Annotated in this window: 29 protein-coding genes; 16 read left to right on the top strand and 13 right to left on the bottom strand. The window is 70.6% G+C overall.

What is annotated here, in order from left to right; all coding sequences use genetic code 11:
- Nucleotides 1-9: 9 nt before the first annotated feature.
- The 3 genes from E1181_RS27220 to E1181_RS27210 are packed head-to-tail and all read right to left on the bottom strand — an operon-like array spanning nt 10 to nt 2,868.
- The gene (locus tag E1181_RS27220) at nt 10-789 is read right to left on the bottom strand and encodes a sugar phosphate isomerase/epimerase family protein (RefSeq protein WP_132679120.1); all 780 of its coding nucleotides are present in this window, start codon (nt 787-789) and stop codon (nt 10-12) included.
- Nucleotides 790-814: 25 nt separating this feature from the next.
- The gene (locus E1181_RS27215; protein ID WP_235877081.1) at nt 815-1,738 is read right to left on the bottom strand and encodes a sugar phosphate isomerase/epimerase family protein; all 924 of its coding nucleotides are present in this window, start codon (nt 1,736-1,738) and stop codon (nt 815-817) included.
- Complete coding sequence (locus tag E1181_RS27210) at nt 1,738-2,868, bottom strand: Gfo/Idh/MocA family protein (RefSeq protein WP_132679116.1); 1,131 nt, start codon at nt 2,866-2,868, stop codon at nt 1,738-1,740. Before E1181_RS27210 ends, E1181_RS27215 begins: the two co-directional genes overlap by 1 nt.
- Before the next feature lie 160 nt (nt 2,869-3,028).
- On the opposite strand from E1181_RS27210, the gene E1181_RS27205 reads away from it, so the two are divergent.
- From E1181_RS27205 to E1181_RS27180, 6 genes are all read left to right on the top strand, one after another.
- Nucleotides 3,029-4,252 carry an ROK family transcriptional regulator gene (locus tag E1181_RS27205; protein WP_132679114.1) on the top strand — a complete coding sequence of 408 codons (1,224 nt, stop codon included), beginning with the start codon at nt 3,029-3,031 and terminating at the stop codon, nt 4,250-4,252.
- A 107-nt stretch (nt 4,253-4,359) separates the two neighbouring features.
- Nucleotides 4,360-5,637, top strand: coding sequence for an ABC transporter substrate-binding protein (locus E1181_RS27200; RefSeq protein WP_132679112.1), 1,278 nt, complete (start codon nt 4,360-4,362; stop codon nt 5,635-5,637).
- Nucleotides 5,637-6,536, top strand: a complete 900-nt coding sequence (locus tag E1181_RS27195; protein WP_132679110.1) for a carbohydrate ABC transporter permease — start codon at nt 5,637-5,639, stop codon at nt 6,534-6,536. The genes E1181_RS27200 and E1181_RS27195 overlap by 1 nt, the downstream gene beginning before the upstream one ends.
- A complete protein-coding gene (locus tag E1181_RS27190; RefSeq protein ID WP_132679108.1) occupies nt 6,533-7,348 on the top strand; it encodes a carbohydrate ABC transporter permease in 816 nt (271 codons plus the stop codon). Before E1181_RS27195 ends, E1181_RS27190 begins: the two co-directional genes overlap by 4 nt.
- A 27-nt stretch (nt 7,349-7,375) precedes the next feature.
- Nucleotides 7,376-8,458 carry a Gfo/Idh/MocA family protein gene (locus E1181_RS27185; protein WP_132679106.1) on the top strand — a complete coding sequence of 361 codons (1,083 nt, stop codon included), beginning with the start codon at nt 7,376-7,378 and terminating at the stop codon, nt 8,456-8,458.
- A complete protein-coding gene (locus E1181_RS27180) occupies nt 8,455-9,189 on the top strand; it encodes a ThuA domain-containing protein (protein ID WP_132679105.1) in 735 nt (244 codons plus the stop codon). The genes E1181_RS27185 and E1181_RS27180 overlap by 4 nt, the downstream gene beginning before the upstream one ends.
- Before the next feature lie 75 nt (nt 9,190-9,264).
- On the opposite strand, the gene E1181_RS27175 is transcribed toward E1181_RS27180, so the two are convergent.
- Entirely contained in the window at nt 9,265-10,194 is a 930-nt protein-coding gene (locus tag E1181_RS27175; protein WP_132679103.1) for an oxygenase MpaB family protein, read from the bottom strand.
- A 130-nt stretch (nt 10,195-10,324) separates the two neighbouring features.
- Between E1181_RS27175 and E1181_RS27170 the strand changes: the two genes are divergently transcribed.
- From E1181_RS27170 to E1181_RS27145, 6 genes are all read left to right on the top strand, one after another.
- Nucleotides 10,325-10,549 carry a hypothetical protein gene (locus E1181_RS27170; protein ID WP_132679101.1) on the top strand — a complete coding sequence of 75 codons (225 nt, stop codon included), beginning with the start codon at nt 10,325-10,327 and terminating at the stop codon, nt 10,547-10,549.
- A gap of 65 nt (nt 10,550-10,614) precedes the next feature.
- Nucleotides 10,615-10,896: a metal-sensitive transcriptional regulator gene (locus E1181_RS27165; protein WP_132679099.1), complete on the top strand. Its 282-nt coding sequence runs from the start codon at nt 10,615-10,617 to the stop codon at nt 10,894-10,896.
- 11 nt (nt 10,897-10,907) lie between these two features.
- A complete protein-coding gene (locus E1181_RS27160) occupies nt 10,908-11,255 on the top strand; it encodes a DUF6153 family protein (RefSeq protein WP_132679097.1) in 348 nt (115 codons plus the stop codon).
- A gap of 67 nt (nt 11,256-11,322) precedes the next feature.
- A complete protein-coding gene (locus E1181_RS27155) occupies nt 11,323-11,910 on the top strand; it encodes a DUF305 domain-containing protein (protein WP_132679095.1) in 588 nt (195 codons plus the stop codon).
- A 214-nt stretch (nt 11,911-12,124) separates the two neighbouring features.
- On the top strand, nt 12,125-13,390 hold the full coding sequence (locus E1181_RS27150; RefSeq protein ID WP_132679093.1) for a multidrug effflux MFS transporter: 1,266 nt from the start codon (nt 12,125-12,127) through the stop codon (nt 13,388-13,390).
- A 73-nt stretch (nt 13,391-13,463) separates the two neighbouring features.
- A complete protein-coding gene (locus tag E1181_RS27145; protein WP_132679091.1) occupies nt 13,464-14,261 on the top strand; it encodes an SAM-dependent methyltransferase in 798 nt (265 codons plus the stop codon).
- On the opposite strand, the gene E1181_RS27140 is transcribed toward E1181_RS27145, so the two are convergent.
- From E1181_RS27140 to E1181_RS27130, 3 genes are all read right to left on the bottom strand, one after another.
- Entirely contained in the window at nt 14,256-14,528 is a 273-nt protein-coding gene (locus E1181_RS27140; RefSeq protein ID WP_132679089.1) for a GlsB/YeaQ/YmgE family stress response membrane protein, read from the bottom strand. The two genes, E1181_RS27145 and E1181_RS27140, sit on opposite strands and share 6 nt — an antisense overlap.
- Nucleotides 14,529-14,609: 81 nt before the next feature.
- Nucleotides 14,610-15,488: an SAM-dependent methyltransferase gene (locus E1181_RS27135; RefSeq protein ID WP_132679087.1), complete on the bottom strand. Its 879-nt coding sequence runs from the start codon at nt 15,486-15,488 to the stop codon at nt 14,610-14,612.
- A gap of 93 nt (nt 15,489-15,581) precedes the next feature.
- The gene (locus E1181_RS27130) at nt 15,582-16,469 is read right to left on the bottom strand and encodes a class I SAM-dependent methyltransferase (RefSeq protein WP_132679086.1); all 888 of its coding nucleotides are present in this window, start codon (nt 16,467-16,469) and stop codon (nt 15,582-15,584) included.
- Between the two features lie 363 nt (nt 16,470-16,832).
- Between E1181_RS27130 and E1181_RS27125 the strand changes: the two genes are divergently transcribed.
- Nucleotides 16,833-17,135 (top strand): hypothetical protein, encoded by a 303-nt coding sequence (locus E1181_RS27125; protein WP_132679084.1) that lies wholly within the window; start codon nt 16,833-16,835, stop codon nt 17,133-17,135.
- A gap of 87 nt (nt 17,136-17,222) precedes the next feature.
- Complete coding sequence (locus E1181_RS27120) at nt 17,223-18,656, top strand: DUF4153 domain-containing protein (protein WP_235877080.1); 1,434 nt, start codon at nt 17,223-17,225, stop codon at nt 18,654-18,656.
- 61 nt (nt 18,657-18,717) lie between these two features.
- Here E1181_RS27120 and E1181_RS32355 read toward each other — a convergent pair whose 3' ends face one another.
- Nucleotides 18,718-18,972, bottom strand: a complete 255-nt coding sequence (locus E1181_RS32355) for an SHOCT domain-containing protein (protein WP_235877079.1) — start codon at nt 18,970-18,972, stop codon at nt 18,718-18,720.
- A 284-nt stretch (nt 18,973-19,256) separates the two neighbouring features.
- On the opposite strand from E1181_RS32355, the gene E1181_RS27110 reads away from it, so the two are divergent.
- Nucleotides 19,257-20,156 (top strand): acyl-CoA desaturase, encoded by a 900-nt coding sequence (locus E1181_RS27110; RefSeq protein ID WP_132679122.1) that lies wholly within the window; start codon nt 19,257-19,259, stop codon nt 20,154-20,156.
- 1 nt (nt 20,157) lies between these two features.
- Here E1181_RS27110 and E1181_RS27105 read toward each other — a convergent pair whose 3' ends face one another.
- The 5 genes from E1181_RS27105 to E1181_RS27085 all read right to left on the bottom strand — a co-directional run bounded on the left by E1181_RS27105 (nt 20,158) and on the right by E1181_RS27085 (nt 23,731).
- A complete protein-coding gene (locus E1181_RS27105; RefSeq protein WP_132679082.1) occupies nt 20,158-20,508 on the bottom strand; it encodes a TraR/DksA family transcriptional regulator in 351 nt (116 codons plus the stop codon).
- A 26-nt stretch (nt 20,509-20,534) separates the two neighbouring features.
- Nucleotides 20,535-21,536, bottom strand: coding sequence for a TerC family protein (locus tag E1181_RS27100; protein WP_132679080.1), 1,002 nt, complete (start codon nt 21,534-21,536; stop codon nt 20,535-20,537).
- 274 nt (nt 21,537-21,810) lie between these two features.
- Nucleotides 21,811-22,422 (bottom strand): methyltransferase domain-containing protein, encoded by a 612-nt coding sequence (locus E1181_RS27095; protein ID WP_132679078.1) that lies wholly within the window; start codon nt 22,420-22,422, stop codon nt 21,811-21,813.
- Nucleotides 22,419-23,075: a TIGR04282 family arsenosugar biosynthesis glycosyltransferase gene (locus E1181_RS27090; protein WP_132679076.1), complete on the bottom strand. Its 657-nt coding sequence runs from the start codon at nt 23,073-23,075 to the stop codon at nt 22,419-22,421. Before E1181_RS27090 ends, E1181_RS27095 begins: the two co-directional genes overlap by 4 nt.
- Entirely contained in the window at nt 23,072-23,731 is a 660-nt protein-coding gene (locus E1181_RS27085; RefSeq protein WP_132679074.1) for a glycosyltransferase family 2 protein, read from the bottom strand. The genes E1181_RS27090 and E1181_RS27085 overlap by 4 nt, the downstream gene beginning before the upstream one ends.
- A 135-nt stretch (nt 23,732-23,866) precedes the next feature.
- Here E1181_RS27085 and E1181_RS27080 point away from each other — a divergent pair.
- Nucleotides 23,867-24,951, top strand: a 1,085-nt coding sequence (locus tag E1181_RS27080) for a hypothetical protein (protein WP_132679072.1), incomplete at its 3' end; no start/stop codon positions are given.

Below are 24,951 nucleotides of genomic sequence, written 5' to 3'. Positions count from 1 at the left end.
TCTGCGGGGTCAGGTGAAGGTGGATCCGTGGGAGTGGAGGAGGGAGGCGTTGGTGGCGAGGAGCGTGTGGGGATCGTGGTCCGTGGTGTCGATTTCCGCTACGTGCCAGGGGGTTTCGGCGACGGACTTGAGGACGGCGGGGACGTTCAGCGCTCCCGTGCCCAGGGGGGTTTGGGGTGTGTCCCGGGTGGCCGGGCCGTCTTTGAGGTGGACCGCCACCGCGCGGGGGCCGAGCGCGTTCAGGATCTGGGTGGGGTCGGCTCCGGCCGCGATCGCCCAGTAGACGTCCAGCTCGGCGAGGACCTGCGGGAGGGTGCGCTGCCACAGGCGGTCGTAGGCGGGACCGCCGGGCAGCTCGGCCCACTCGAACCAGTGGTTGTGGTAGCCGAGCCGCAGACCGTCCGGGGCGTCGGCGGCGGCTTGGCCGAGGGCGTCGGCGAAGGCGTCGAGGGCCGCGGTGTCGGTGAAGGTGTCCTCGCCGAATCCCGGGATCTGGCGCGGGTGCGGGATGAACGCCGTGCCGGCGCCGAGCTCGGCGCACTCCTCGGCCAGTTCCGCCACGCTCGGCAGGGCGGCGTGGGTCGCCGAGACCGCCAGTCCGGCGGCGTCGAGGTCGGCGCGCAGCTTGCGGGTGGAGGCCAGCCGTTCGGCCTGTGTCTTGGCCAGCGAGCCGAGCCCGAACGGTTCGACGTAGCGGAAGCCGATCTCGGCCAGGCGGGCCAGCGTCGCGGGCTGGTCGGCGGCCAGCTGGTCGCGGACGCTGTAGAGCTGAACGGACAGTGTCGGCAAGGACCTCACCCCTTCAGGGAGGGAATCAACCCACGATCAACGGCCGGAGGGTGCGCTGGGCGATGCGCAGGCCCTGCGTGATGCGTTCGTCGTCACCGCCCCAGACGGGGTCCTCGTGCTCGACCGACAGCGTGCCGGTGAACCCGTGCTCGTAGAGCCGGTCGACGACCTTCGGCCAGTCGACCTGGCCGAGCCCGGGCACGCGGTAGCGCCACCAGCCCATGTCCCAGGGGTTGCCGCCCTTGTCGACCTTGCCGAAGAAGCCGTAGCGGTTGCGCGCCGCCGGGTCGAGCTCGACGTCCTTGGCTTGGGCGTGCGCGATCCGGTCGATGTAGGGCGCGATGGTCTCCACCGGGTCGATCCCGATCCAGGTCAGGTGCGAGGGGTCCCAGTTGAGGTAGAAGCCCAGCGAGAACATCCACTCCCACAGCTCCGGCGAGTAGGCCAGGTTGCCGGGGTAGCCGTCGGGGTGCCAGCCCTCCATGACGCAGTTCTCGACGATGAGCTTCACGCCGCGCTCACCGGCGTAGTCGACGAGTTCGGGCAGCACCCGCTGCCCTTCGGCGAGGTTGTCGGCGACGGACTTGGTCCAGTCGCGGCCGATGAACGTCCCCACGTAGCCCACGCCGAGCGCCTGGGCGGCGTCGATGGAGTGCTTGAGGTGGGTGCGGATCTCCTCGCGGCGCGCGGGATCGGGGTGCAGGTTGTTCTCGTAGTAGGCGAACGCCGACAGCTCCAGGCCGTAGCGCTGGAAGAGGTCCTTGGTCTCGTCGACCTGCTCGGGGCCGAACTCGGCGACCGGCAGGTGGGCCGCTTCGAAGTCGCGACCGCCGGTGCCCGGCCAGACGGCGACCTCCAGGGCCTCGTAGCCGTTGATCTTGGCCCAGCCGGCGCACTGCTCCAGCGTCCACTGCGGGAGGCAAGCGGTGAGCATTCCGAGTCGCATCATCACACCTTCGTCCAGGAGCCGTTTCCGGATGCGCGCACGACCGCGTCGACCAGCCGGGCCGAGCGGAGTCCGTCGGTGAAAGTGGGGAGCCCTTCGGGGTCTCCGCCGTCGATCGCCGCGTAGGTGTCGGCGACGAACGCGTCGAAGCAGTCGGCATAGCCCTGCGCGTGCCCGGCGGGCAGCTTGGAGAGCCTGCGCTGCTCGGCCGACCCGGTGCCGATGTCGCGCGTCAGGACGCGGTTGCTCTCCGCGCCGCCGAGCCAGATCTGCTCGGGGTTCTCCTGGTCGAACACCGCGCTGCCGCCGGAACCGTCGAGCTCGAACCACAACCGGTTCTTCCGGCCCGCTGCGACCTGCGAGATCGTGGCCGAGGCGAGCACGCCGGTGCCGGTTTGCAGCAGCAGCGCCGCGGTGTCCTCGGTGCGCACCGCGACCCGCTCGCCGGTGTCGCCGCTGGGCCCGCTGAAGCTGGCTCCCCCGGCGGCCGGGCGGGTGGGCACGGCGATGGAGAACTCGGCGAAGACGTCGGTGAAGGTCTCCCCCGACACCCACTGCACGAGGTCGCACCAGTGCGAGCCGATGTCGGCGAAGGCGCGCGACACCCCGCCCTGGTCGGGGTCGACGCGCCACCCGGAGGCGTCCGGGTCGAGCATCCAGTCCTGCAGGTAGCTGCCGTGCAGCAGGTGCCAGTCGCCGAACTCGCCTGCCTGCCGCCGGGCCCGGATCTCGCGGACCAGCGGGTGGTAGCGGTAGACGAAGGGCACGGTGGCGACGAGGCCGCTCGCGCTGGCGGCCGCGGCCATCCGCTCGGCCTCCTCCAGCGAGATCCCCAGCGGCTTCTCGCAGATCACGTGCTTGCCCGCGGCGAGCGCGGCTTCGGCGAACGGCGCGTGGGTGGCGTTGGGGGTGCAGATGTGCACCACGTCGACGCGGTCGTCGGCGAGGACCTCGTCGAAGGAGGCGAACGCGCAGACGCTCCACTCCCCCGCCTTCTCCAGCGAACGCTGCGGCGTGGACGCCAGCACTCCGGTGATCTCAGCGCCGGCGAGCAGCGCGGAGCGGCGGTGCACCTCGCCGATCATCCCGGCGCCCACGATCGCAGCGCCGCGCCTGGTGCTCCCAGGACTCACGCGCTTGCCTCCCTCGGTCGGTTCCGATGTCAACGACGGGTGTCTCACGCCCGATTTTCGTCTTCACTCACGCTAGGACCCCACATTTATGCCGACAAGAGCTACAATTTATTTTTTTTTCGGTCATAAATAGGCGGTAAATCCGGCAGAGGGGGCGACCGTGGGATGGGATCCGGTCCGGTTGACGGTGCCGAGGACGTCCGGGCGCGCTGACGCGAACCTGGTGCTCAGCGTGCTGACCAGGCTGATCGCCTCCGGCACGGCGGAGAGCCGCGCCGAGCTGGTCAAGCACACCGGCCTGGCCCGCTCCACCGTCAACAGCCACCTGGACGCGCTCATCGCCGCCGGGCTCGTCGCCGAGCGCGGCGCGCTCAGCGGAGGCGGCCGGGGACGTCCCGCGCACCGGCTGGCGATCGCCCCGCGCGCCGGGGTCGTGCTCGCCGCCGACGTCGGCGCCCACAGCACCCGGCTGGCGGTGGCCGACCTCGGCCAGGACCTGCTCGCCGAGACGCAGGTGGCGCTGGACCTCTCGGTCGGCCCGGAGAAGGCGCTCGACGTGCTCACCGAGCACCTGCGGGACCTGCTGCGCAGCACCGACGTCGCCGCGGACGAGGTCAAAGCGCTGGTGATGGGGCTTCCCGGCCCGGTCGATCCGCGCATGGGCATGCCGGTGCGGCCGCCGATCATGCCCGGCTGGGACGGCTTCCCGGTGGGCGACACGATGGCCGACCGCTTCGACTGCACGGCCTCGGTCGACAACGACGTGAACCTGATGGCCCTCGGCGAGGCCCGCGCGCTGCCCGCCGAGGAGTCCCCGCTGCTGTTCCTCAAGATCGGCACCGGGATCGGCGGCGGCATCGTCTCGGCGACCGGCGAGCTGCACCGCGGTTCCGACGGAGCGGCCGGCGACATCGGGCACATCCGGGTGCCCGGCGCCGACGACGTGATCTGCCAGTGCGGCAACGTCGGCTGCGTGGAGGCGGTGGCCTCGGCTGACGCGGTGCTGCGCGGGCTGCGCGCCGAGTCGGGCGGGCCGGAGACGATAGAGGACTTGGCACGGCTGCTGCGCGACGGCGATGCGCTGGCCATCCGCAGGATTCGGGCCGCCGCGGCGACCATCGGCGAGGTGGTGGCGATGCTGGTGCACTTCTACAACCCGAAGCGGATCGTCCTAGGTGGACTGATCACCTCGGTCGGCGACGACCTGCTCGCCGGGATCCGCAGCGTCGTCTACCGCCGGGCGCTGCCGCTGGCGACCCGGCACCTGTCGCTGGCCAACAGCACGCTGGGCCGCTCGGCGGGACTGGCGGGCGCGGTGGTGGCGGGGATCGAGAACGTGCTGTCCCCGGAGGGGATTCACCGGCTGGTGCGCGAGATGCCTTGACACCCGGTGACCGCGCCGCAACCATGTGATCGTCTCACGCCGCCGTTCGACCGGTGACCGGGTTCGTCCCGGATCACCGCCGACGAACCGCGAAGCGGAGACACGCCATGCCTTCATCCCGGCCCTGGGCCGCCGTCGCCTTCGCGGCGCTGGCCCTCAGCGGCTGCGCGAGCGCTCCCCCGGCGGCACCACCGGGCGAGCACGCACCGCAGGTCCCCGTCGCAGAGCCCGGATCGGCCCACGGCGCTCGCGGTGAGGTCACCATCTGCGGGGTCCGCGACACCGGAGTCTTCGAGCACCTCACCCAGGAGTTCAACGCGCGCGGTGGCGGGCTCAGCGCCCGCTACGTCGAGATCGGCCAGGACACCGACTCCACCCGCGCGCAGGCGTTGCAGCGGCTCGAAGGCGGGTCGTCGGAGTGCGACATCTACCTGACCGACGTGACCTGGACCAGCGAGTGGGCGACGCAGGGCTGGTTGCTCGACCACAGCAGGCTCACCGAACGGCACCGCGACGAGCTGATGCCGTCGACGTTGGAAACGGTGCGCTACGCCGGGCGCGACTGGGCAGTCCCCTTCTACACCAACGCCGGACTGCTGTTCTACCGCGCTGACCGGGTCCCGCCGCCCACGACCTGGCGCGAGGTCTACGCCCAGGCCGGGCAGGACCGCTCGAAGCGGGTGCAGATGCAGGCCAAGCGCTACGAGGGCCTCACCGCGAACTTCCTGGAACTGCTCTACTCCGCCGGGGGATCGGTGATCGACGACTCCGGCCGGGTCACCGTCGACTCGCCGCAGACCCGCGCGGTGCTGCACTTGATGGCGCAGGGCGTGGACTCCGGGGCGATCGACCGCGCCTGCCTGACCTACGACGAGGACTACGCCCGCCGCGCCTACGAGTCCGGGGCGGCCGGGTACCTGCGCCAGTGGCCCAGCGCGCACAAGCTGATCAGCGAGACCTCGGCGGGACCGGTCACCAGAGCGGCGGCGTTGCCCGCATTCGACGAGGGCAGCCGGCCGGCCGCGGTGCTCGGCGGCTGGAACCTCGCCATCGCCGCCAAGTCCGACGACCCCGGCGCGGCGGTCGCGCTCATCGACTACGCGACCAGCGCGGAGTTCCAGAAGAAGATGGTGCTGCGCACCGCCCAGGCCCCGGTGTTCGCCGCGCTCTACGACGACCCCGAGGTCCGCGCCGAGCTGCCGTTCATCCCGCAGCTCAAGGAATCGCTGCTGCACGCGAAACCGCGTCCGCGCTCGCCGGTGTACGCGCAGGTGTCGCGAGCGATCTACGACAACGCCTACGAGGTGATCTCCGGGCAGACCGACGTCGAGTCGGGCGTCCGGAAGATGGCGGCGGACGTCGAGTCCGCGCAGGAGACCTTCTGATGAGCCGCGTCGACGCCCAGCAGCGGCGCACCGCGGTGTGGATGGTCTCCCCCGCGCTGGTGATCATGTTCCTGGTGGCGGCGGTGCCGATCGGCTACGCGGTCTGGTTGTCGCTCAACGTCTACAGCGTCCGGCGGGCGGGTCTGTCGCACTTCGTCGGCCTGACCCACTACTGGAACGCGCTGATCTCCGAGCAGTGGTGGCGGGCGTTCGGGCAGACCTTCCTGTTCGCCTTCACCTCCGTCGCGCTCGAAGTGCTCATCGGGGTGGCGATGGCGCTGCTGCTCAACGTCGCGTTCCGGGGCCGCGGCCTGCTGCGCTCGGTGCTGCTGGTGCCCTACGCGGTGCTGACGGTGGTCTCCGCCATCACCTGGCAGGCCATGTTCGAGTCCAACCTCGGCCTGGTCACCGGCCTGCTGCGCGCCCTCGGCCTGCCCGGCGGCGAGCAGGTGTGGCTGGCCGAACCCGGTTACGCGATGGCCGTGATCATCGCGGCGGACGTGTGGAAGACCGCGCCGTTCGTCGCGCTGCTGGTGCTGGCCGGGTTGCAGGTCATCCCCGGCGACGTCTACGAGGCGGCGGACCTGGACGGGGCCAGCCGCTGGCAGACGTTCTGGCGGGTCACGCTGCCGCTGCTGCGCCCGGCGATCGCGCTGGCGGCGATCTTCCGGTTGCTCGACGCACTGCGGATCTTCGACCTGCCGTTCGTGCTGACCAAGGGCTCCAACGGCACCGAGACCATGTCCATGATCGCCTACCAGGAGCTGCGCGAGCAGCGGCTGATCGGACAGGGATCGGCGCTGTCGATCCTGACCTTCATCACGGTCATGGCCGTGTCGCTAGTCTACATCCGCTTCGCAGGCGGCAACATTCGCGACGTCGCGGAGGAGAAGTCATGAGCCGCCCCGTGGTCCTGCTGTTCGCGCTGCTGGTGATGCTGGCCTCGCTGGTGCCGTTCTACTGGCTGGTCAACACCTCGCTCAAGACCGGCGCCGAGCTGTCCTCGGGTTCTCTTGTGCCCGGTTCGCCGTCGCTGCGGAACTACCTGGAAGTGCTGGCCGACGAGGACTTCCTGACGGCGCTGGGCAATTCGCTGGTGGTCGGGGTGGTGACGACCTCGCTGGCGCTGCTGCTGGCCTCGTTCGCCGCCTACGCGCTGGCGCGGCTGAAGCTGCCGCCCAAGGGCATCATCCTCGGACTGGTGCTGTCGGTGACGACGTTCCCGGTGATCGCCATCGCCGCGCCGATGTTCACGATCTGGCGCGACATCGGCCTCTACGACACCCTCGCCGGGCTGATCATCCCGAAGTTGACCTTCGCGCTGCCGATGGCGATCTTCGTGCTCACCTCGTTCTTCCGCGAGATCCCGTTCGAGCTGGAGGAATCCGCGCTGATCGACGGGGCGAGCCCGTTCACCGCGTTCCGCGCGGTGATCCTGCCGCTGGCCGTGCCCGGCATCGCCACCACGGCGATCCTGGTGTTCATCTCGGTGTGGAACGAATTCCTGCTGGCGGTCACGCTCACCTCCACGCCGGAGGCCCGGACCGTTCCGGTCGCCATCGCCTACTTCTCCGGAACGAGCGATTTCGACCACCCGATCGGCACTATCAGCGCGGCCTCCGTGCTCGTCACGCTGCCACTGCTGGTACTCGTGCTGGTCTTCCAGAAGCGCATCGTGGCCGGTCTGACCGCCGGCGCGATCAAGGGCTGAAGCCACCGCAGAAGAAGGAGTCCCTTGATGAGTGACCCCACGTTCCGGGTCGGAGTCGTCGGCGTCGGCTGGGCGGGGCAGCAGCATCTCGCCTCCTACCAGGCGCTGCCCAACGTTGAGATCGTGGCGATCGCCGGGCAGGAGGCCGACATGCTGGCCTCGCTCGGCGAGCAGTACGGCGCACCGCACCTGTTCGAGAGCTGGGAGCAGCTCGTCGAGCTGCCGGAGCTGGACGCGGTGAGCATCGCGGTGCCCAACTTCCTGCACGCCCCGATCGCCGTCGCCGCGCTCAAGCGCGGGCTGCACGTGCTCAGCGAGAAGCCGTTGGCCCGCAACGGCATCGAGGGCCGGCAGATGGTCGACGCGGCGCGTTCGGCCGGCCGGGTGCTCGACGTGGCGTTCAACCACCGGCTGCGCGGCGACATCCAGACCCTCGGCGGGATCATCCAGAGCGGCGAGCTCGGACGGCCCTACTACGCCAAGGCGTCCTGGATGCGGCGGCGCGGCATCCCCAAGATCGGCAGCTGGTTCACCAACCGCGAGATGGCCGGTGGCGGGCCGCTGGCCGACATCGGCGTGCACGTGCTGGACTACGCGCTCTTCCTGCTCGGCGAGCCGAAGGTGGAGTCGGTGAGCGCAGTGACCTACGCCGAGCTGGGTCCGCGCAACATCGGCGGCATGAAGTGGGAAACCGCCCAGGCCAAGGGCGGTTTCGAGGTGGAGGACTTCGCCTCGGCGTTCATCCGGCTCGAAGGGGGCGGGACGTTGGTGCTGGAGACCTCGTGGGCGGCGTTCCGCAATCCCACCGACCTCATCGACTTCAGCGTCCTGGGCACCGAGGGCGGCGCCGAGCTCAGGGCGGTGGGCGCCACCAAGGCGCAGGTCGGTGACCTGCACGTGTACCGGGACGTCGACGGCGAGATCGCCGACTACCAGCCCACCGCCGAACCCGGGCGCGCGCACGCCGCGGTGGTGGAGAACTTCGTGCGGCTGCTGGGTTCTCCGCAGGAGTGGCCGGACAACGACGGCTCGCAGGCGCTGCGCCGCGCGGAGGTCATCGACGCCTGCTACCTCTCGGCCGCCGAGAAGCGGGAGGTGGCGGTCGCGTGAGCGGTCTGCGCATCACGGTCTGGAACGAGGGCGTGCACGAGGCCGAGCAGGACCCGCCGGTGATGGCCGAGATCTACCCGGACGGCATCCACGGCGCCCTCGCCGAGGGGATCCGGCACGGACTGCCGGAAGCCTCGGTGCGCACCGCCCTGCTGGCCGACCCGGAGCACGGGCTGCCCGAGGAGGTGCTGGCCGACACCGACGTGCTGCTGTGGTGGGGCCACCGCGCGCACGGTCAGGTCGACGAGGCGGTGGTGGACCGGGTGCAGCGGCACGTCCTGGGCGGGATGGGGCTGCTGGTGCTGCACTCCGGGCACTTCTCGAAGATCTTCCAACGGCTGCTGGGCACGACCTGCTCGCTGGGGTGGCGGGACGCGGCCGAGCAGGAGCTGGTGTGGACGGTCGCCCCGCACCACCCGATCACCGAGGGCGTGCCGAACCCGCTGGTCATCCCGGAGCAGGAGACCTACAGCGAGTTCTTCGACATCCCCGCGCCGGACGAGCTGATCTTCATCTCGTCCTTCGACGGCGGTGAGGTGTTCCGGTCGGGCGTGACGTTCTTCCGGGGTCACGGCCGGATCTTCTACTTCAGCCCCGGCGATCAGCGCTACCCCGTCTACCACCAGCCGGAGATCCGCCGGGTGCTCGCCAACGGCATCCGCTGGGCCGCCCAGCCGGACCGCCCCCGGACGGCTCCCGACGTCGCCAAGCTCGACCGCCACTGGCGCTGACCAGCCCTTTCGAATTTCGCGCGAAATTCGACCGCGAAGTTTCGGCCTCGAATTTCGCGCGAAATTCGACATCCCTCACCCCGTCAGGTGACGTGGGCCCGGGAAGTAGTGCTTCGGGTCGTCGCGCTTGTCGGGTGGTGGGTAGTTGCGGGGTGGTGTTTCTACCAGCGGGGCGTCGGCGGGGAGGCGGCCTTCCGCCCTGTGCCAGGCCGCCCTGGCGCGCGGGTGGAAGCGGAGCTTGAACGGGACGAGGCTCCAGACCGCGGCGAAGACCCGGCCGACGACCGTGAGGAGGAGTTCGTCGCGGCGGGTCCAGCGCAGGCCGAGCTTCTCGCGGATCGGCGGGTCGTAGCAGCCGGTCGTCAGCCAGTGCATGAGCCGCGCGGTGGGCGGCCGCACCCACCGCCACGCGGGTTCAGGCAGCCACCTCATCAGCGGCGGCCTGCCGATGCGGGAGAGGTCGCGGACGTCGAGGGTCGCCTTGTTGACCTCCAGCACGTCCCGGCACATGTGGTCCCAGTAGCGCTGGAAGCTCGGCCAGTCCGGCGGGACCGGGCGCATGCTCATGCCGTAGAGCCGGTACCACTGCACGCCCTCGGCGTAGACCTGCGCCTTCTGCTCCTCGGTCAGGGGCTTGCCCAGGCGGTCGTTGATCAGGATCGGCATCACCAGGAACGTCGCGTGCGCCCAGAAGAACGTCTCCGGGTTGAGCGCGTGGTAGGGCCTGCCGCGCACGTCGACGCCCTTGATGCCGTTGTGGAAGCCGCGGACCAGCTTCGCCGTCTCCGCCGCGCGCGGGCCGTCGTAGACCACGCCGCCGATCGGGTACAGCGATCGGTAGAGCCGCTCCCAGCGCTCGTCGAAGAACTCCGAGTGCTCCTCCACGCCCGCGCCCAGCTGCGGGTGCATGTTCTGCATCGACCCGGCCCACAGCGCCAGCAGCAACCCGCGCCAGTCACCGAAGTAGCGCCACATCAACGAATCCGGCCCCAGCGGTTCGGTCATCCGACGCTCCGTTCGATGTGAGCACGGCCGTCATCAAAAGTAAGCAGGCCGACACGCAGCGTCAATGACGCACGCCCGGACGGACGCCGCCGGGACCCCGCCTAGACTCGGGGCCGGAGGTGGTCAGGCCGTGACCAAGAGCCAACTCGGCATCCTGCTGGTGCGCACGCTGCTGTTCTTCGCCGTGGCGGTGGCCCTGGGCGTGATCAACGGCTGGCCGTCGTACGCCCTCATCGCCGTGGCGCTGACCGGTGGTGCGGCGCTCGTCCAGCTCGGCGGCTGGCTGTGGATGCGCCGGGCCGAGCAGCGCGGGACGGCGACGGAGAAGCCGGCCGCGCGCAGCGAGTTCCTCTGACTGGCCACAACTACCCCCCTGGGGTATAAAGGTGGTGGGTCCACCGACCCAGGGGAGGTAATTCGATGCACGGCTACGCCCACAACAAGGACGACTACGCCAAGCGACTGCGTCGCATCGAGGGTCAGGTGCGCGGGCTCGCGCGCATGATCGACGACGACGAGTACTGCATCGACGTGCTCACCCAGGTCTCGGCCACCACCAAGGCGCTGCAGGCCGTCGCGCTGGGGCTACTCGACGAGCACCTCAAGCACTGCGTCACCGAGGCGATGTCCGAGGGCGGCGAGCAGGCGGACGCCAAGATCCGCGAGGCCAGCGACGCCATCGCGCGCCTGGTGAAGTCCTGACGGACCTGCCCGTGCGCACCGGAGCGTTCCGCTGGGCCCTGCTGGTGGCCCTAGCTCTCGGCGTGGTGCTCATGCACCACGTGCCCGCGCAGCACGACGCGCACCACGCCCAGCACACCATCAGCGCGCACGCCCAGGTCCAGGCCTCCGACGACGCCGCGCCCGACGGGCACGACGCGCTGCACCTGTGCCTGGCGGTCGCCGCGAGCTTCCTCGTGCTGCTGGCCCCGCGGCTGCGCCTGGCCGCCGTCGTCACGGCCGAGATGTTCCTCTCCCGGATCCGGCGCACACTGCAACGGGCGCGACCTCCGGATCCATTACCTCGGCGGCTCGCCGCACTCTGCGTACTCCGGCGCTGATCGGCCCGCGGACCGGTCCCACCCGGTCACGCCCGATCACGCCAATTCGAAGACGAGGTAATTCGCGATGAAGCACGCCCGCACGGGCGCCGCTGTGCTCGGCGCCGCCCTGTCCCTGTCCTTCCTCGCCGGCTGCGGCCAGGCGGAGACCCCCGTTCCGGCGGCTCCGCCCGCTCAGACCGCACCCGCGCACAACGACGTCGACGTGATGTTCGCCCAAGGCATGTTGCCGCACCACGAGCAGGCCATCGAGATGTCCAGGATGGCCGCGCAGAACGCCGGATCCCAGCAGGTCAAGGACCTGGCCGCCCGGATCGAGGCGGCGCAGGGCCCCGAGATCGACAAGCTGAACGGCTGGCTTCGCGACTGGAACGCCCAGCAGTCCGGGCATGGAGGACACGGCGGACATGGCGGTCACTCGATGACCGGAATGATGTCCACCGACGAGATGGCGAGCCTCGGCCAGACCAAGGGCCCCGAGTTCGACCAGAAGTTCCTGATGCTGATGATCAAGCACCACGAAGGCGCGGTCGAGATGGCCCGGACCGAGGTGGAGAAGGGTCGTTTCCCCGACGCCCAGCAGATGGCGCGGGAGATCATGATCAGCCAGCAGGCCGAGATCGACTCCATGCGCACGATGCTCACCCAGCACTGAGCGAACGGCTGCCCGGGTCCGCCGGGCCCGGGCAGCCCGCGCGGAACCCCGGAATTCACGCAACGGTAATCAATTCCGGGAATATCCGTCCACAATGGAGCACCAATCCACGATCCGTGATCCGCATCACAGCGAATTCCGGATTTCTCCGGAACAAAAGCGGCTTCCACCACGCTCTACGTCGGGTACTGGACGACATTTCCGGAAGGAAGCGATGGAAGACGTTGCTGTGCAATCCCCGGCGGCGCCGGCCCGGACGAGCGATGTCCGCGCCGACGAACCGACCGGGCTGGAGCGACTGCGCATCATCGTGGTGCTCGGGGCGCTGATCGCCCTGGGGCCGCTGACCATCGACATGTACCTGCCCGCGCTGCCCTCCATCGGCGCGGACCTGGGGGCTCCCGACTCCACCGTGCAGCTCACCCTCACCGGGACGCTGCTCGGCCTGGGGCTGGGACAACTGCTGATCGGCCCGCTCTCCGACGTCGTCGGACGCCGCAAGCCGCTCATCGCAGGCACCGCGTTGCACATCCTCGCCTCGCTGGCCTGCCTCATCGCGCCGAACGTCGCCGTGCTCGGCGGGCTGCGCGTGGTGCAGGGAGTCGGGGCGGCCGCGGCGATGGTGGTCGCGATGGCCGTGGTGCGCGACCTGTGGTCCGGGCGGGCCGCCGCCACCGCGCTCTCGCGGCTGATCCTGGTCATGGGCATCGCACCGATCCTGGCGCCGACGCTGGGCGGCGCGGTGCTGCTGTCGACCTCGTGGCGCGGGGTCTTCGGCGTGCTGGCCGCGCTCGGTGCCGCCCTGCTGGTGCTGGCGGTGCTCGCGCTGCCGGAGTCGCTGCCGCCGCAGCGCAGGCAGGAACCGCACTTCGCGCCCGTGCTCAAGACCTACGGCAAGCTGCTCACCGACCGCGAGTTCGTGCTGCTGCTGATCGTGGCCGCGCTGGCGATGACGGCGCTGTTCTCCTACGTGTCTGGTTCCTCGTTCGTGCTGCAGGAGCAGTACGGGCTCAACCAGCAGGCGTTCGGGCTGGTGTTCGGAGCGGGTGCCGTGGCGCTGATCGGCGCCTCGCAGCTCAACGTCGTGCTGCTCAACCGGTTCACCACGATGCAGATCGTGGTGACCTCCCTGATCGTGGCCACCGCCTCCGGGCTGGTGATGATCGCCCTGACCACCACCGGCATCGGCGGGCTGGTCGGATTCCTGGTGCCGTTGTGGCTGGTCCTGGGGTCGATGGGCTTCGTGATGCCCAACGCCCCGGCGCTGGCGCTGGGGCGGCACGGCGAGGCCGCGGGCACCGCCGCGGCACTGCTGGGCGCCTGCCAGTTCGGGCTCGGCGCGCTGATCGCGCCGCTGGTCGGAGTGCTGGGCAACGACGGGCCCGCGATGGCGGTCATCATGACCGCGGGCGCGGCGGTCGCCCTCGTGGCCTTGGCGGCGGTGGTACGGCTCAGCAACCGAACCGTGGCCGCTGCTTGACCCCGGATCGGGGTGGCCGACCTCTACCATCACGGCTGGGCGGTGGCCCCGCCCAGCCGTGAGGAGGTCTGCGATGTCCGAGCCCAACGAAGTCGACCTGGACAAGCCCAACGCCGCGCGGGTGTACGACTACTACCTCGGCGGCAGCCACAACTTCGCCGTGGACCGCAAGATGGGCGACGAGGCGATCGCGATGTGGCCGGAGCTGCCGCAGATCATGCAGGCCAACCGCGCTTTCCTGCGACGCGCGGTGCACTGCTGCGTCGACCAGGGCGTCCGGCAGTTCCTCGACCTGGGCTCGGGCATCCCGACGGTGGGCAACGTGCACGAGGTGGCGCAGCTGGCGGCGCCCGGCAGCCGCGTCGTCTACGTCGACACCGACCCCGTCGCCGTGGCCTACAGCAAGACGTTGCTGGCCGACAACGCCGACGCCGACATCGTGCGCGCCGACGCCCGCGATCCCGAAGCCGTCCTGGCCTCCGACGAGGTCACCGCGCTGCTCGACCTGGACCAGCCGGTGGCGGTGATGATGGTGGCGCTGCTGCACTTCATCGGCGACGAATCCGCACCTCGCGAGATGATCGCGCGGTACCGGGACGCGTTGGCGCCGGGCAGCTTCCTGTGCATCTCGCACGCCACCGACGAGGGGCGCCCGGACGTCGCCGGCGAACACGCCGACCTCTACAAGCAGCGGACCGCCACTCCTCTGACGTTCCGCTCGCGAGCGGAGATCGGCGAGTTCTTCGAGGGCTTCGAGCTGGTCGATCCGGGCCTGGTCTTCATGCCGCAGTGGCGACCGGTCTCCCCCTCGGAGGTCGGCGACAACCCGGAGCGCATGACCGGGCTGGTCGGCGTCGGCCGGAAACTATGACCGGACGCGGCGCTTGCGGCCGGTGACCTTGTTGTAAATGACCAGCACGATCACCGCGCCGATGACCGACCCGATCCAGCCGGCGGGCTGGAAGCCGCGCAGACCCACGGTGAACAAGCCGAACAGGAAACCGCCGACGGCAGAACCCACGACGCCGAGGACGATCGTCATCAGCAGGCCGATGTCGTCCTTGCCCGGCACGATGGCGCGGGCCAGGAAACCGGCGATCAGGCCGAACACGATCCAGCCGAGAATTGTCAGGAACACCGAGCTCACCCGTTTTCGCTCGCGGACAGTGCGAATTCCCAGGCTACTCCGATCATGCCCGCCCGGTCGCGGTGATCGTCTTCACCCGGGTTTCGAGGCGGTCACGAAACGACTGACCTCGAGCATCGGACCGATCGCCAGCCCGGGGTCCCTGCCGAGCCTGACCGCCGCGTCCTCGCTGGTCTCGGCTTCGCTGCTCCAGCCCAGCTCCGCCAGCAGGTCGGGAACCGGCGGGCGGCCGTCGTCGTGCAGGATCGCGATGACGTCCACGCCCTGCTGCTTGCCGTACTCGGAGATCTTCCCGTCGCCTGCGATCTTGCTGGTGTCGTGGAACTCCTCCACCGCCAAGCGACTTCCCGGCGCGGACAGGTCGGTGATCGCCTGCAGGAGCCCTCGTTCCGCCTCGCCCGGCAGGTAGGGCAGCAGACCTTCGGCCAGCCATCCGGTGGGAACGCCGACGTCCAGTCCGGCGGCGATCAGCGCGGCAGGCCAGTCCTCGCGCAGGTCGATTCCCAGCATCCGGTGCTCGCAGCCGGACTCGACCCGATCGAGGATCTCCCGTTTGAACTGGAGGACTTTCGGCTGGTCCAGTTCGAACACGGCGGTCTCGTCGGGCCAGTCGAGCCGATAGGCGCGCGTGTCCAATCCGGCGGCCAGGATCACGAACTGGCGCACGCCGGATTCGGTGACCTGAGCGGAGAAGTCGTCGAAGTAGCGGGAGCGGACACCGATGTAGTGGTCGATGCGCTCGGCCCAGCGGCGCCCGTCGTCGGGGATCGCCGCCAGCTCCTCCGGCGTGGTCGGGAACGCCATCCCCTGGCCCGCAGCGCGCACCAGCGTCTGGGCGTGGGGGTCGTTGATGAGCCGGTCGTCCCGGCAGCTCTCGATCGCGCGCGCGGCGGCCACCGCCAGCGCGGTGACGCCGATGCCGCTGACGACGTCCCAGTCCTGTTCTGCCACTCCCCGATCGTAGGCGGTGAGCGCGGTCGGCGCGGGGTGCGCGACGGACCCCGAAAGCACCTGCCGAACAGGTCGTTTCGGGGCCCGCGCACCTCATGCGGCCTTGTGCGCCTCCACGAAGCGGCTGGCGTCGGCCATCTCGCCGAACATCCCGCTCAGGTCGCGGCCGTAGCTCCGCGCCTTCGCCTCCGCGCCTTCGACCTCGGTCTTCCAGCCCAGCCCCCGCAGCACGTCCGGGGCCTCGGGGCGATCGTCGGAGTGCAGCAGGTCGCGCATGTCCAGGCCCCATTCCTGGCCGAAGTCGGCGAGGTCCTCGTCCTCGAAGAGCCGGCGGACGTCGTTGAAGTCCTCCACCGCCAACCGACTGCCGGAGGTCGAGAGCCGGTCGATGCTCATCAGCAGCTGCTGCTCGGCCTCCGGCGGGAGGTAGGGCAGCAGGCCCTCGGCCAGCCACGCGGTGGGCACCTCGGGGTCGAAACCGGCCTCGGTCAGCGCCGAGGCCCAGTCCTCGCGCAAGTCGATCGGCACCGGCCGGTGCGCGCACTTCGGCGCGGCGCCGAGTCCGTCGAGGACGGTCTGCTTGAACTCCAGGACCTTGGGCTGGTCGATCTCGAAGACGGTGGTGCCCGCGGCCCAGTCCAGGCGGTGGGCACGCGCGTCCAGGCCGGAGGCCAGGATCACCACCTGCCGGACACCGGCCTCGCCCGCCGCGGCGAAGAAGTCGTCGAAGCAGCGCGACCGCACGCCCATGTAGTCCTCCATCTTGGCCTGGGCCCAGATGGAATCCTCCGGCAGCTGCGCCACCTCCTCCGGCGAGGTGGGCATCGGCGCCGGCGCGTCGGCGGCCTTGACGAACGCCGCGGCGAACGGGTCCGACATCAGCCGGTCCTCGCGATGGGTCTCCAGCGCCCGCGCCGCAGCCACTCCCAGCGCGGTCAGCCCGACGCTGGTCACGATGTCCCATTGCTGGCCAGTAGTCACGCTCGCGCCCCTTTCGGTTCCCGCGCTTCCCCCGGAAACCTCATTCGTTCCGGTCACTCAGCCGAACTCGCTGAGCAGAAATCGGTACTCCCCGTGACCGTAACAAGTTAGTTGCGCACATCAACTAAATGTGCGTTAGGGCACACGCAGAGCGGACGAAGTGCTGAAAGCCGCACAACCAGGCGAAATGCTCAGCCCGGGAGCATTTCGCGACGACTCGTTCCGGCCCGCGAATTCGACTGGCCAGAAGCACAAATGACGGGTCGCGTTCAGCTCACCGTTGCACCGGACCAAAGAGATCCACCCATGTGGGTGATCAGCGGCCGAGCACATTGTGCCGTTCAGCGCATAGACTCCCGGCCCGTGACTGCACTACCGCACAGCTCGACCGAGGCGGCCCTTCGTGACGCGGTGGACACAGCCCTCATCGACTTGCTGACCAAGCCGAACACCCCGGCTGACCGCGCCCGCCAGGAACTGATGCGCGCGGTGGGGCTGCTCGACGAGCATCCGCAGATCGCCGTCTCCGAGGACGCGGCGACCGCCGTGCGCACCGCCGCGGAGCACCTCGCCCACGGCGAGCGCGCCAACGCGCGCACAGCGCTGGTCACCGCCCGAGGCCGACTCTCCGCGCCCGGTTCCCGGCAGGCCGCGCGCAACAACTGACGGTCCGACTTCCTCAAGCCCGGCGCGAAGCAACCCGCGCCGGGCTTGAGACGTCTTCAGGCGAAGCACGGTTCGCTCTGGAGGAACATGTCCGACCACATCGCTCCCCCGCCGGTCGTTTCGCGGTACCAAGTCCCGGCACCGCCGTTGTTCGACTCCTTCTGGCCCCGGCCCGAGAACGGCGCGCCCCGGGCGTTGCTCGCAGCGCTGATCACCGGTGTCGCCGCAGCGGTGTTCCTCCCGCTGGAAAGCCCCGGGATCGGCTGGACGCTGTTCGGGCTGTGCGCGGCGGCGGCACTGCTGTTCGCCGTGCGCGACGTCCGGATCGGGCAGGTGCTGTGGGTGGTCACCGGCCTGCTGCTGCTGTCGGTGTGCGCCCTGCGCAGCGCCGAGTGGCTGGCGGCGCTGTGCGTGCTCACCTCCGTCGTCGCGGCGGCGCTGGCGATCAGCCGCGCCCGGGCGGTCCGAGAGCTGGTGCTGATGGCCGTCGCGGTGCCGATCGCCGCCTGCCGGGCGCTGCCGTGGACCGCGCGCGGCATGCGCGGCCGGGTGCGCGGCAGCCGGGCCCTGCGGATGGTCCTGTCCGTGCTGGTCGCGCTGCTGTTGCTGCTGATCTTCGGTGCGCTGTTCGCCGGCGCCGACGAGAACTTCGCGCGGATCGCCGACGCGGTCGTGCCCGAACTGGACTTCGAGACGTTCTTCCGCGCGACGTTCGTGTTCGCGCCCTTCACCCTGCTCGCCCTGGGCGCGGCCTTCACCGCGCTGCGCCCTCCGACGCTCGAGGCGCCCAGCGGTGAGCGGCGCACGCTGCGCGGAGCGGAGTGGGCGGTGCCGATCGGCGTGCTGGTGGCGCTGTTCGCGCTGTTCATCGTCGTGCAGGCGGCGTCGCTGTTCGGCGGTCCCGCGCACGTGCGCGACAGCGCCGGGATGACGTTCTCCTCGTACGCGCGCAACGGGTTCTGGCAGCTGACGCTGGTGACGATCCTGACCCTGCCGGTGATCGCGGCCGCCGCGCGCTGGGCGCCGAGGCGCACGCGGGCCGAGCGGAACCTGCTGCGCGGCCTGGCGGGGGCGCTGGCGGTGCTGACGCTGGTGATCGTCGGCTCGGCGCTGGCGCGGATGTGGTCCTACCAGGACGCCTACGGGTACACGGTGCTGCGGCTGCTGGTGATGACCTGCGAGATCTGGCTCGGCGTCGTCTACGCGATGATCATCGCGGCGGGCGTGCGGCTGCGTGCGCACTGGTTGCCCACGGCGGTGCTGGGCACCGCGATGGGCGCGCTGCTGGTGCTGGCCGGGCTCAACCCGGAGGGCGCGGTCGCCGAGGCCAACGTCTCCCGCTTCGAGCAGACCGGCAAGGTCGACCCCGAGTACCTGGCGGAGCTGTCCGCCGACGCGCTGCCCGCCATCGCGCGGCTCCCGGCCGACATCAAGGGTTCGGTGGTCCTGGACATCAACGCCAACGCGGGTGAGATGTCCTGGCGCTCCTGGAACCTCACCGACCAGCTCAACCGGCCCTGAGCCCATCCCCCGATAGCGGGGCAGGGGTGCGCGACCTCTCGCGACGTCGCGCACCCCTCGCTCAGCGCAGTTCGCCGAGGCGCTCCCGGTACTCCTCACCGCTGAGCTCGCCTCGCGCGTAGCGCTCGGCGAGGATCGTCCGCGCGCTCTCGGTCGCCGAAGGCCGCCGCGTCCTGCGCAGGATCGCGTAGATCGCGGTGACGATCAGCGCTGCGATCAGCACCATCCACACCAGGCCGAAGATCCAGAACGGTCCTCCGCCGTGGCCGCCGGGTCCGGGCCCGGGGCCCCACTGCATCAGTAGTTCGGTCACCATCGCTGCTCACCTTCCTCGTCGGTGATTCCCAGCATCGGCGCCGGCAGCCATCCGGTCGTCCGACCAGGAGCGACACCCGTGCTACCGTCCGCGACGTAGGCCGGGACCAGCGGTGTGCGCAGACCGCGCACGCCTCCCCGGAATCGTTGGCCGTTCACTCTCGGTTGCCATCCCGTTTCTTGCGATCACCAGAGCATTCGGGGTTTGGTGGTCGAGGCGGGATTTCCCCGCAACTACGCGAGGAGCTCGAGTTGGACGCAGCTGAGATCGCAGGCCCCAAGCCCATGCTCGCCGGACGCAGGCCGTGGGGTCCGCAACTGTCGGTGTACGTGTTCATCCTCGGCCCGTTCCTCGCCCTGGTGGCCGCCGTGCCGCTGGCGTGGGGCTGGGGCTTGAACTGGTGGGACGTGGCGCTGGCCGCGGGCTGGTACGTGCTGACCATCCTGGGGGTGACGGTCGGCTACCACCGCTACTTCACCCACGGGGCCTTCCGCGCGAAGCGGTGGCTGCGCATCACCCTCGCGGTGGTGGCGAGCATGGCGGTGCAGGGACCGATCATGCACTGGGTCTCCGACCACCGCAGGCATCACGCCTTCGCCGATCGCGAGGGCGACCCGCACTCCCCCTGGGCCTTCGGCACCTCGCCCGCCGCGCTGGTGCGCGGGTTCTGGCACGCCCACATGGGCTGGGTGTTCGAGCGCGACCTGACCAACCAGGAGCGCTTCGTCCCGGACCTGCTGGCCGACGCCGACATGCGGCTGGTGCACAAGCTGTTCGGACCGCTCACGGTCGCGACGTTCCTGCTGCCGGGCCTGATGGGCTGGTTGATCACCGGCACCGCGTGGGGCGCGTTGACCGCGTTCTTCTGGGCCGGGCTGGTCCGGGTGGCGTTCCTGCACCACGTGACGTGGTCGGTCAACTCGATCTGCCACCTGGTGGGCGAACGGCCGTTCAAGAGCCGGGACAAGGCGGCGAACTTCTGGCCGCTGGCGATCCTGAGCATGGGCGAGTCGTGGCACAACCTGCACCACGCGGACCCGACCTGCGCGCGCCACGGCGTCCAGCGCGGTCAGATCGACATCTCGGCGCGGGTGATCTGGCTGTTCGAGAAGGCCGGCTGGGCCCACCACGTCCGCTGGCCCACCCCGACGCGGCTCTCCCGCCTGGCCGTCGGCGAGGACTGACTCAGCGCCGGGCCGAGGTGCAGCGGATGCACAGCTTGGCCGCGGGCAGGGCTTCGAGGCGTTCCTTGGTGATGCGCTTGCCGCAGCGCTGGCACTGCCCGTAGGTGCCGTCCTCGACGCGCCTGGCGGCCTCGTCCAGCGCTTCGAGCTCGGCCTTGGCGTCGGTCAGCAGGCCCTGGGTCTGGGCCCGCTCGTAGGCGATGGTGACGCCTTCGGGGTCGTGCTCGTCGTCGTTGGTGGTCCAGGTCGCCGACTCGACGATGGACGTGAGGTGCCGCTGCAGCGACTCGATGCGGTGCTGCACCTCGGTCCGGTGGTCGGCCAGGAGCTTCTCCGGCGACTTGCGCGCCATGCTCGGTCAACGCCGTGCGGCGGGCTTTATTCCGACTCGGCGCCGCTGGTCACCGGTTCGGGCGCCGGTTCCGCACGCGTGGTGCGGGATCGGGCCAGGCTGGCGACCGTGGTGATCGCCAGGGTGAGCACGATGAAGCCCAGCGAAGCCGCGATGCCGATGTCGGGGACCGGGAAGTGGATCTCCTCGACGTGCGATCCGTGCAGCGCCTCGATGATCAGCTTGAGGCCGATGAAGCCGAGGATGACCGCCAGCCCGTAGCTGAGGTAGATCAGCCGGTCGAGCAGCCCGCCGATGACGAAGTAGAGCTGCCGCAGCCCCATCAGCGCGAAGGCGTTGGCGGTGAAGATGATGAAGCCGTCCTTGGTCAGCCCGAAGATGGCCGGCATCGAGTCCAGCGCGAAGATCACGTTCGCCAGCCCGAGCGCGGCCACGACCAGCAGCAGCGGCGTGAACATCCGCTTGCCGTCGACGCGGGTGACCATCTTGCCGCCGTCGTAGGTGTCGGTGGTGGGCACGAACCGCTGCAGCGCGCGGATCATGCCGCTGCCCTCGTCGTCGGGCTCGTCACCACCGGCGTCGCGGGCGACCTTGATCGCGGTGTAGATCAGGAACGCGCCGAAGAGGTAGAACACCCAGTTGAACGCGGCGAGCACCGCGACACCCGCGGCGATGCACGCCGCGCGCAGCACCAGGGAGATCAGGATGCCGATGTAGAGCACCCGGTGCTGGTGCTCGCGGGGCACCGCGAAGCGCGACATGATGATCACGAAGACGAACAGGTTGTCCACCGAGAGGCTGTACTCGGTGACGTACCCCGCGAAGAACTCCGCGCCGCTGGTGGACCCGGCGAAGGCGAACAGCAGCCCGCCGAAGAGGGCCGCGAGCGCGACGTAGAAGGCCACCCACAGGCCGGCCTCCTTGACGCTGACGGCGTGCGGCCGCCGCCCCACCACGAGCAGGTCGGCCGCGATCAGGCCGAGCAGCGCGACCAGCGTCACCGCCCACACCCACACCGGGAAGTTCATCCGCGTCCCCTCACACCGCTCGCTGCGCGCCCTGTCCCGTGCTCGGACAAGTGGATGCAGAATACTGTATGGAAAAACGGATCCCCGGAGATCAGTGGGACGATGCCGAGCAATTCGGACGAAAAATCATGCCGTTCGGATCGAAATCACAGCAGGGACAGGAAGTTTGCACACCTACGTCCGATTCATCCTCGACGGTGCCGTTCTCCCGATCGTCCACACTGGACCCATTTTCCCACGCGAGGCGGAATGCTCTTGCTCCGGTCGCCGCAAGTCAAGGCCTGGCGATCAGCGCCGCGAACCAGCGCCGGTCGACCTCGACGACCCGTGCGCTGAAACCGGTGGCCAGCGCGGCGATGGCGTCGGCACCGACGCGCGCCCAGCGGAAGGTCCGACCGCGCCGGCCCGCGTCGACGACACGTCCGGTGCCGCGCCAGACCCCGGCTCCGGGAGGCTCGACCTCCACCCACGCCACTCCCCCGGGCCGCAGCAGGCGGCGCACCCGGGCCAGCAGCGCGGTGGGGTCGCCGCCGATGCCGATGTTGCCGTCGACCAGCAGCGCCTCGTGCCAGCTGCCGTCGCCCGGCAGCGGGCCGAACACGTCGCGGCGCAGCGCCATCGCACCTCGGGCGAGGGTCATCTCGACCGCCAGCGGCGAGCTGTCGATGCCCAGGCACATCACGCCGCTGCCGGTGAGAGCTCCGGCGAGCCTCCCGGGACCGCAGCCGATGTCGAGCACCGGACCTCGGCACGCCGCCAGGACGTGGCGGTCGGCGGTGTCGGGCTGGGAGATCCAGCGGTGCCCGGGCAGCGGCCGTGCGGAACCGTCGCTGGTCTCCAGGGTGGTCGTGCCGCCGCGCAGCGCCGCGTCGAACTCGCCGCTCACCTCGGGCACCCGGCCAGCGCTGCGGCGAAGCGGGTGCGCGGAACGTCCGAGGCGACCGCGCGGGCGTCGTGCATCGTGTCGACGTCGACGAGCTCGCACAGCGCGCTGACCCGCAACCCGGCGTTGCGCAGCGCGTTGAGGGTGCGGCGGCCGGTGTCGGGACGCGAGGTGGGGATGTCGGCGAGCAGGCCCGCGAGCCGGGGATCGCGGAAGCCGATGGCCCACCATCCCCCGTCGGCGGCCGGGCCGTAGACGGCGTCGGCACCGACCAGCCGGTGGCAGGCGTCGGCGAGCAGCTCCGCGGTGACCTGCGGGGTGTCCATCCCGATCTGCAGCACCGGCAGTCCCGGGTGGGCGGCGGCGGTGTCGGCGTGGGCGGCGGCCAGGCGCTGCGGGAAGCCTTCGCCTCGCTGGCCCAGCAGCGTGCCGCGTGCGAATCGTTCGCGCAGTTCGGTGGCGCGGGCGGCGTCGTCGAGGTCGCCGGTGAGGGCGACGACGGGGTGCGCTCCGGGGGTGGAGTGGACGGCGTCGAGGGTGTCGAGCAGGCTCGCGGCGGCGAGCTCGGCGGCCTGCTCGGGCGTGGCGGGAGGGCACAGCCTGGTCTTGGCCAGCCCGGGTACGGGCGCCTTGGCGACGACGAGCAGCGCGGTCATCGCAGCACCCGCGCCATGTCGCGCGTCGCGCGCAGCGTGCCGCGCATCGAGCCGGAGACCTTGGAGCGGGTTCCGGCGGTGCGCGGCCGGTACTCGACGTCGGTCTCGACGATCCGCCAGCCCGCCCGCCCGGCCTTGAGCAGCAGCTCCAGCGGATAGCCGAAGCCGCGGTCGGCGACGTCGAGGTTCAGCAGATCAGCACGCCGGACGGCGCGGATCGGCGCGATGTCGTGGACCGGCACGCCTCGCCTGCGCAGCAGGGCGGCGATGAGCGCGTTGCCCGCGCGAGCGTGCGCGGGCCAGGCCGCGGGCGTAACCGGGACCCGCCGTCCCACCGCCAGGTCCGCACCGGACCGCACCCGAGCGACCAGGTCGGGCAGCACCGCCGGGTCCAGGGAACCGTCGCAGTCGGCGAAGCACACGATCTCGGTGACCGCGGCGTGAAGACCGGTGTGCACGGCGGCCCCGTAGCCGCGGCGGGGCTCGGCGATCACCGTCGCACCGCGGGCGGCGGCGATGTCCGGGGATCCGTCCCGAGATCCGTTGTCCACCACCAGCGCCCGGTACCCGTCAGGCAGGGCCGCGAGCACTCCGGGCAGGGCGGCGGCTTCGTCCAGGCAGGGCAGCACCACGTCGACTTCGTTCACGACACCCATGCAAGCGCACAGTGGACGGAGCCGAAAAGGTCTGCGGCGCTTACCGAATCCTTACGCCGGGCGAGTTCTTACGAGGTTCTGACGGACCCCCCTCGCGCGTTGGCCGAGGGCTCGTGCGCGACTACCTTCACGGCGGTGCCCACCCCGTCCCGCCGCGCGCAGCTGATCGCGCTCGCCACCGCTGCGCTGGTCATCGCCGCCACGGCGATCGCCGGTGTCGCGCTCAACCGCGCCGCCGTTCCGCTCCACGCCGACGCCGCCCCGCTCTTCGGCTTCCTCAACCCCCACGTCGGCCCCGAAACGCCCCTGGCCGTCGCGCTGGCGATCGCGGTGGTCGTGTGGGCTCCGTCGCTGGCGACCCGGCTGCCCTGGCGCGGGCTGCTGGCCGCGAGCTACGCGGCGGCCCTGGCGTGGACGGTCTCGCTGGCGCTGGTGGACGGGTGGCGCGCGGGGATCATCGAGCGGTTGACCGACTGGACCGAGTACCTCCACGACGTGCCCCGGGTGCACGACATCCCCGCGATGATCGACGAGTTCACCCAGCACGTCCTCGCGGGGCAGCCCCATTCCTGGACGGTGCACGTCTCGGGCCACCCGCCGGGTGCGCTGCTGGTCTACACGTGGCTGGACCGGCTCGGGCTCGGCGGCGGCACCTGGGCGTCTGTGGTGACGCTGCTGGTGGGAGCCCTGGCGGCGGTCGCGGTACCGGTGACGGTCAAGGCGCTGCACGACGAGCGGACGGCGCGCGCGGTGGTTCCGTTCGTGGTGCTGTTCCCCGGCGCCGTGTGGATGGGCGTGTCGGCCGACGGCCTGTTCACCGGCGTCACCACGACCGGCATCGCCCTGCTGGCGCTGCGCCGAGCGCTGCCGTCCCTGCTCGGCGGGGTGCTGCTGGGATCGGCGCTGTTCCTCAGCTACGGCCTCACCCTCGTGGCCGTGATCGCGCTCGCCGTTGTGCTGGTCAACCGCTCCTGGCGCTCGCTGCTGATCGCCGCGTTCGGTGCGTCGATCGTCGTCGCCACCTTCGCCGCCTTCGGGTTCTGGTGGCTCGACGGCTACCACCTGGTGATCCAGCGCTACCACCAGGGAGATTTCGCCCAACGTCCCTACGCCTACTGGGTGTTCGGAAACCTCGGCGCCCTGCTCCTCTCAGCCGGTCCCCTCACCGCAGCCGCCCTCACCCTCGCCACCTCCCCACCCCCGACCACAACCCGGAGTAC

The organism is Saccharopolyspora terrae, from assembly GCF_004348435.1.
In the GTDB taxonomy this organism is placed as follows: Bacteria; Actinomycetota; Actinomycetes; order Mycobacteriales; family Pseudonocardiaceae; genus Saccharopolyspora; species Saccharopolyspora endophytica.
Note: the sequence above shows the minus strand (reverse complement) of the source record. Positions and strands in the feature narration are given on the sequence as shown.

What these genes read in the sequence shown, in the direction of transcription:
- E1181_RS27195 (WP_132679110.1), top strand. Translation starts at nt 5,637, where the DNA reads ATGAGCCGCGTCGACGCCCAGCAGCGGCGCACCGCGGTGTGGATGGTC.
- E1181_RS32355 (WP_235877079.1), bottom strand. Translation starts at nt 18,972, where the DNA reads ATGGTGACCGAACTACTGATGCAGTGGGGCCCCGGGCCCGGACCCGGC.
- E1181_RS27200 (WP_132679112.1), top strand. Translation starts at nt 4,360, where the DNA reads ATGCCTTCATCCCGGCCCTGGGCCGCCGTCGCCTTCGCGGCGCTGGCC.
- E1181_RS27105 (WP_132679082.1), bottom strand. Translation starts at nt 20,508, where the DNA reads ATGGCGCGCAAGTCGCCGGAGAAGCTCCTGGCCGACCACCGGACCGAG.
- E1181_RS27090 (WP_132679076.1), bottom strand. Translation starts at nt 23,075, where the DNA reads ATGACCGCGCTGCTCGTCGTCGCCAAGGCGCCCGTACCCGGGCTGGCC.
- E1181_RS27185 (WP_132679106.1), top strand. Translation starts at nt 7,376, where the DNA reads ATGAGTGACCCCACGTTCCGGGTCGGAGTCGTCGGCGTCGGCTGGGCG.
- E1181_RS27215 (WP_235877081.1), bottom strand. Translation starts at nt 1,738, where the DNA reads ATGATGCGACTCGGAATGCTCACCGCTTGCCTCCCGCAGTGGACGCTG.
- E1181_RS27110 (WP_132679122.1), top strand. Translation starts at nt 19,257, where the DNA reads ATGCTCGCCGGACGCAGGCCGTGGGGTCCGCAACTGTCGGTGTACGTG.
- E1181_RS27145 (WP_132679091.1), top strand. Translation starts at nt 13,464, where the DNA reads ATGTCCGAGCCCAACGAAGTCGACCTGGACAAGCCCAACGCCGCGCGG.
- E1181_RS27085 (WP_132679074.1), bottom strand. Translation starts at nt 23,731, where the DNA reads ATGGGTGTCGTGAACGAAGTCGACGTGGTGCTGCCCTGCCTGGACGAA.
- E1181_RS27190 (WP_132679108.1), top strand. Translation starts at nt 6,533, where the DNA reads ATGAGCCGCCCCGTGGTCCTGCTGTTCGCGCTGCTGGTGATGCTGGCC.
- E1181_RS27150 (WP_132679093.1), top strand. Translation starts at nt 12,125, where the DNA reads ATGGAAGACGTTGCTGTGCAATCCCCGGCGGCGCCGGCCCGGACGAGC.
- E1181_RS27120 (WP_235877080.1), top strand. Translation starts at nt 17,223, where the DNA reads ATGTCCGACCACATCGCTCCCCCGCCGGTCGTTTCGCGGTACCAAGTC.
- E1181_RS27165 (WP_132679099.1), top strand. Translation starts at nt 10,615, where the DNA reads ATGCACGGCTACGCCCACAACAAGGACGACTACGCCAAGCGACTGCGT.
- E1181_RS27175 (WP_132679103.1), bottom strand. Translation starts at nt 10,194, where the DNA reads ATGACCGAACCGCTGGGGCCGGATTCGTTGATGTGGCGCTACTTCGGT.
- E1181_RS27100 (WP_132679080.1), bottom strand. Translation starts at nt 21,536, where the DNA reads ATGAACTTCCCGGTGTGGGTGTGGGCGGTGACGCTGGTCGCGCTGCTC.
- E1181_RS27155 (WP_132679095.1), top strand. Translation starts at nt 11,323, where the DNA reads ATGAAGCACGCCCGCACGGGCGCCGCTGTGCTCGGCGCCGCCCTGTCC.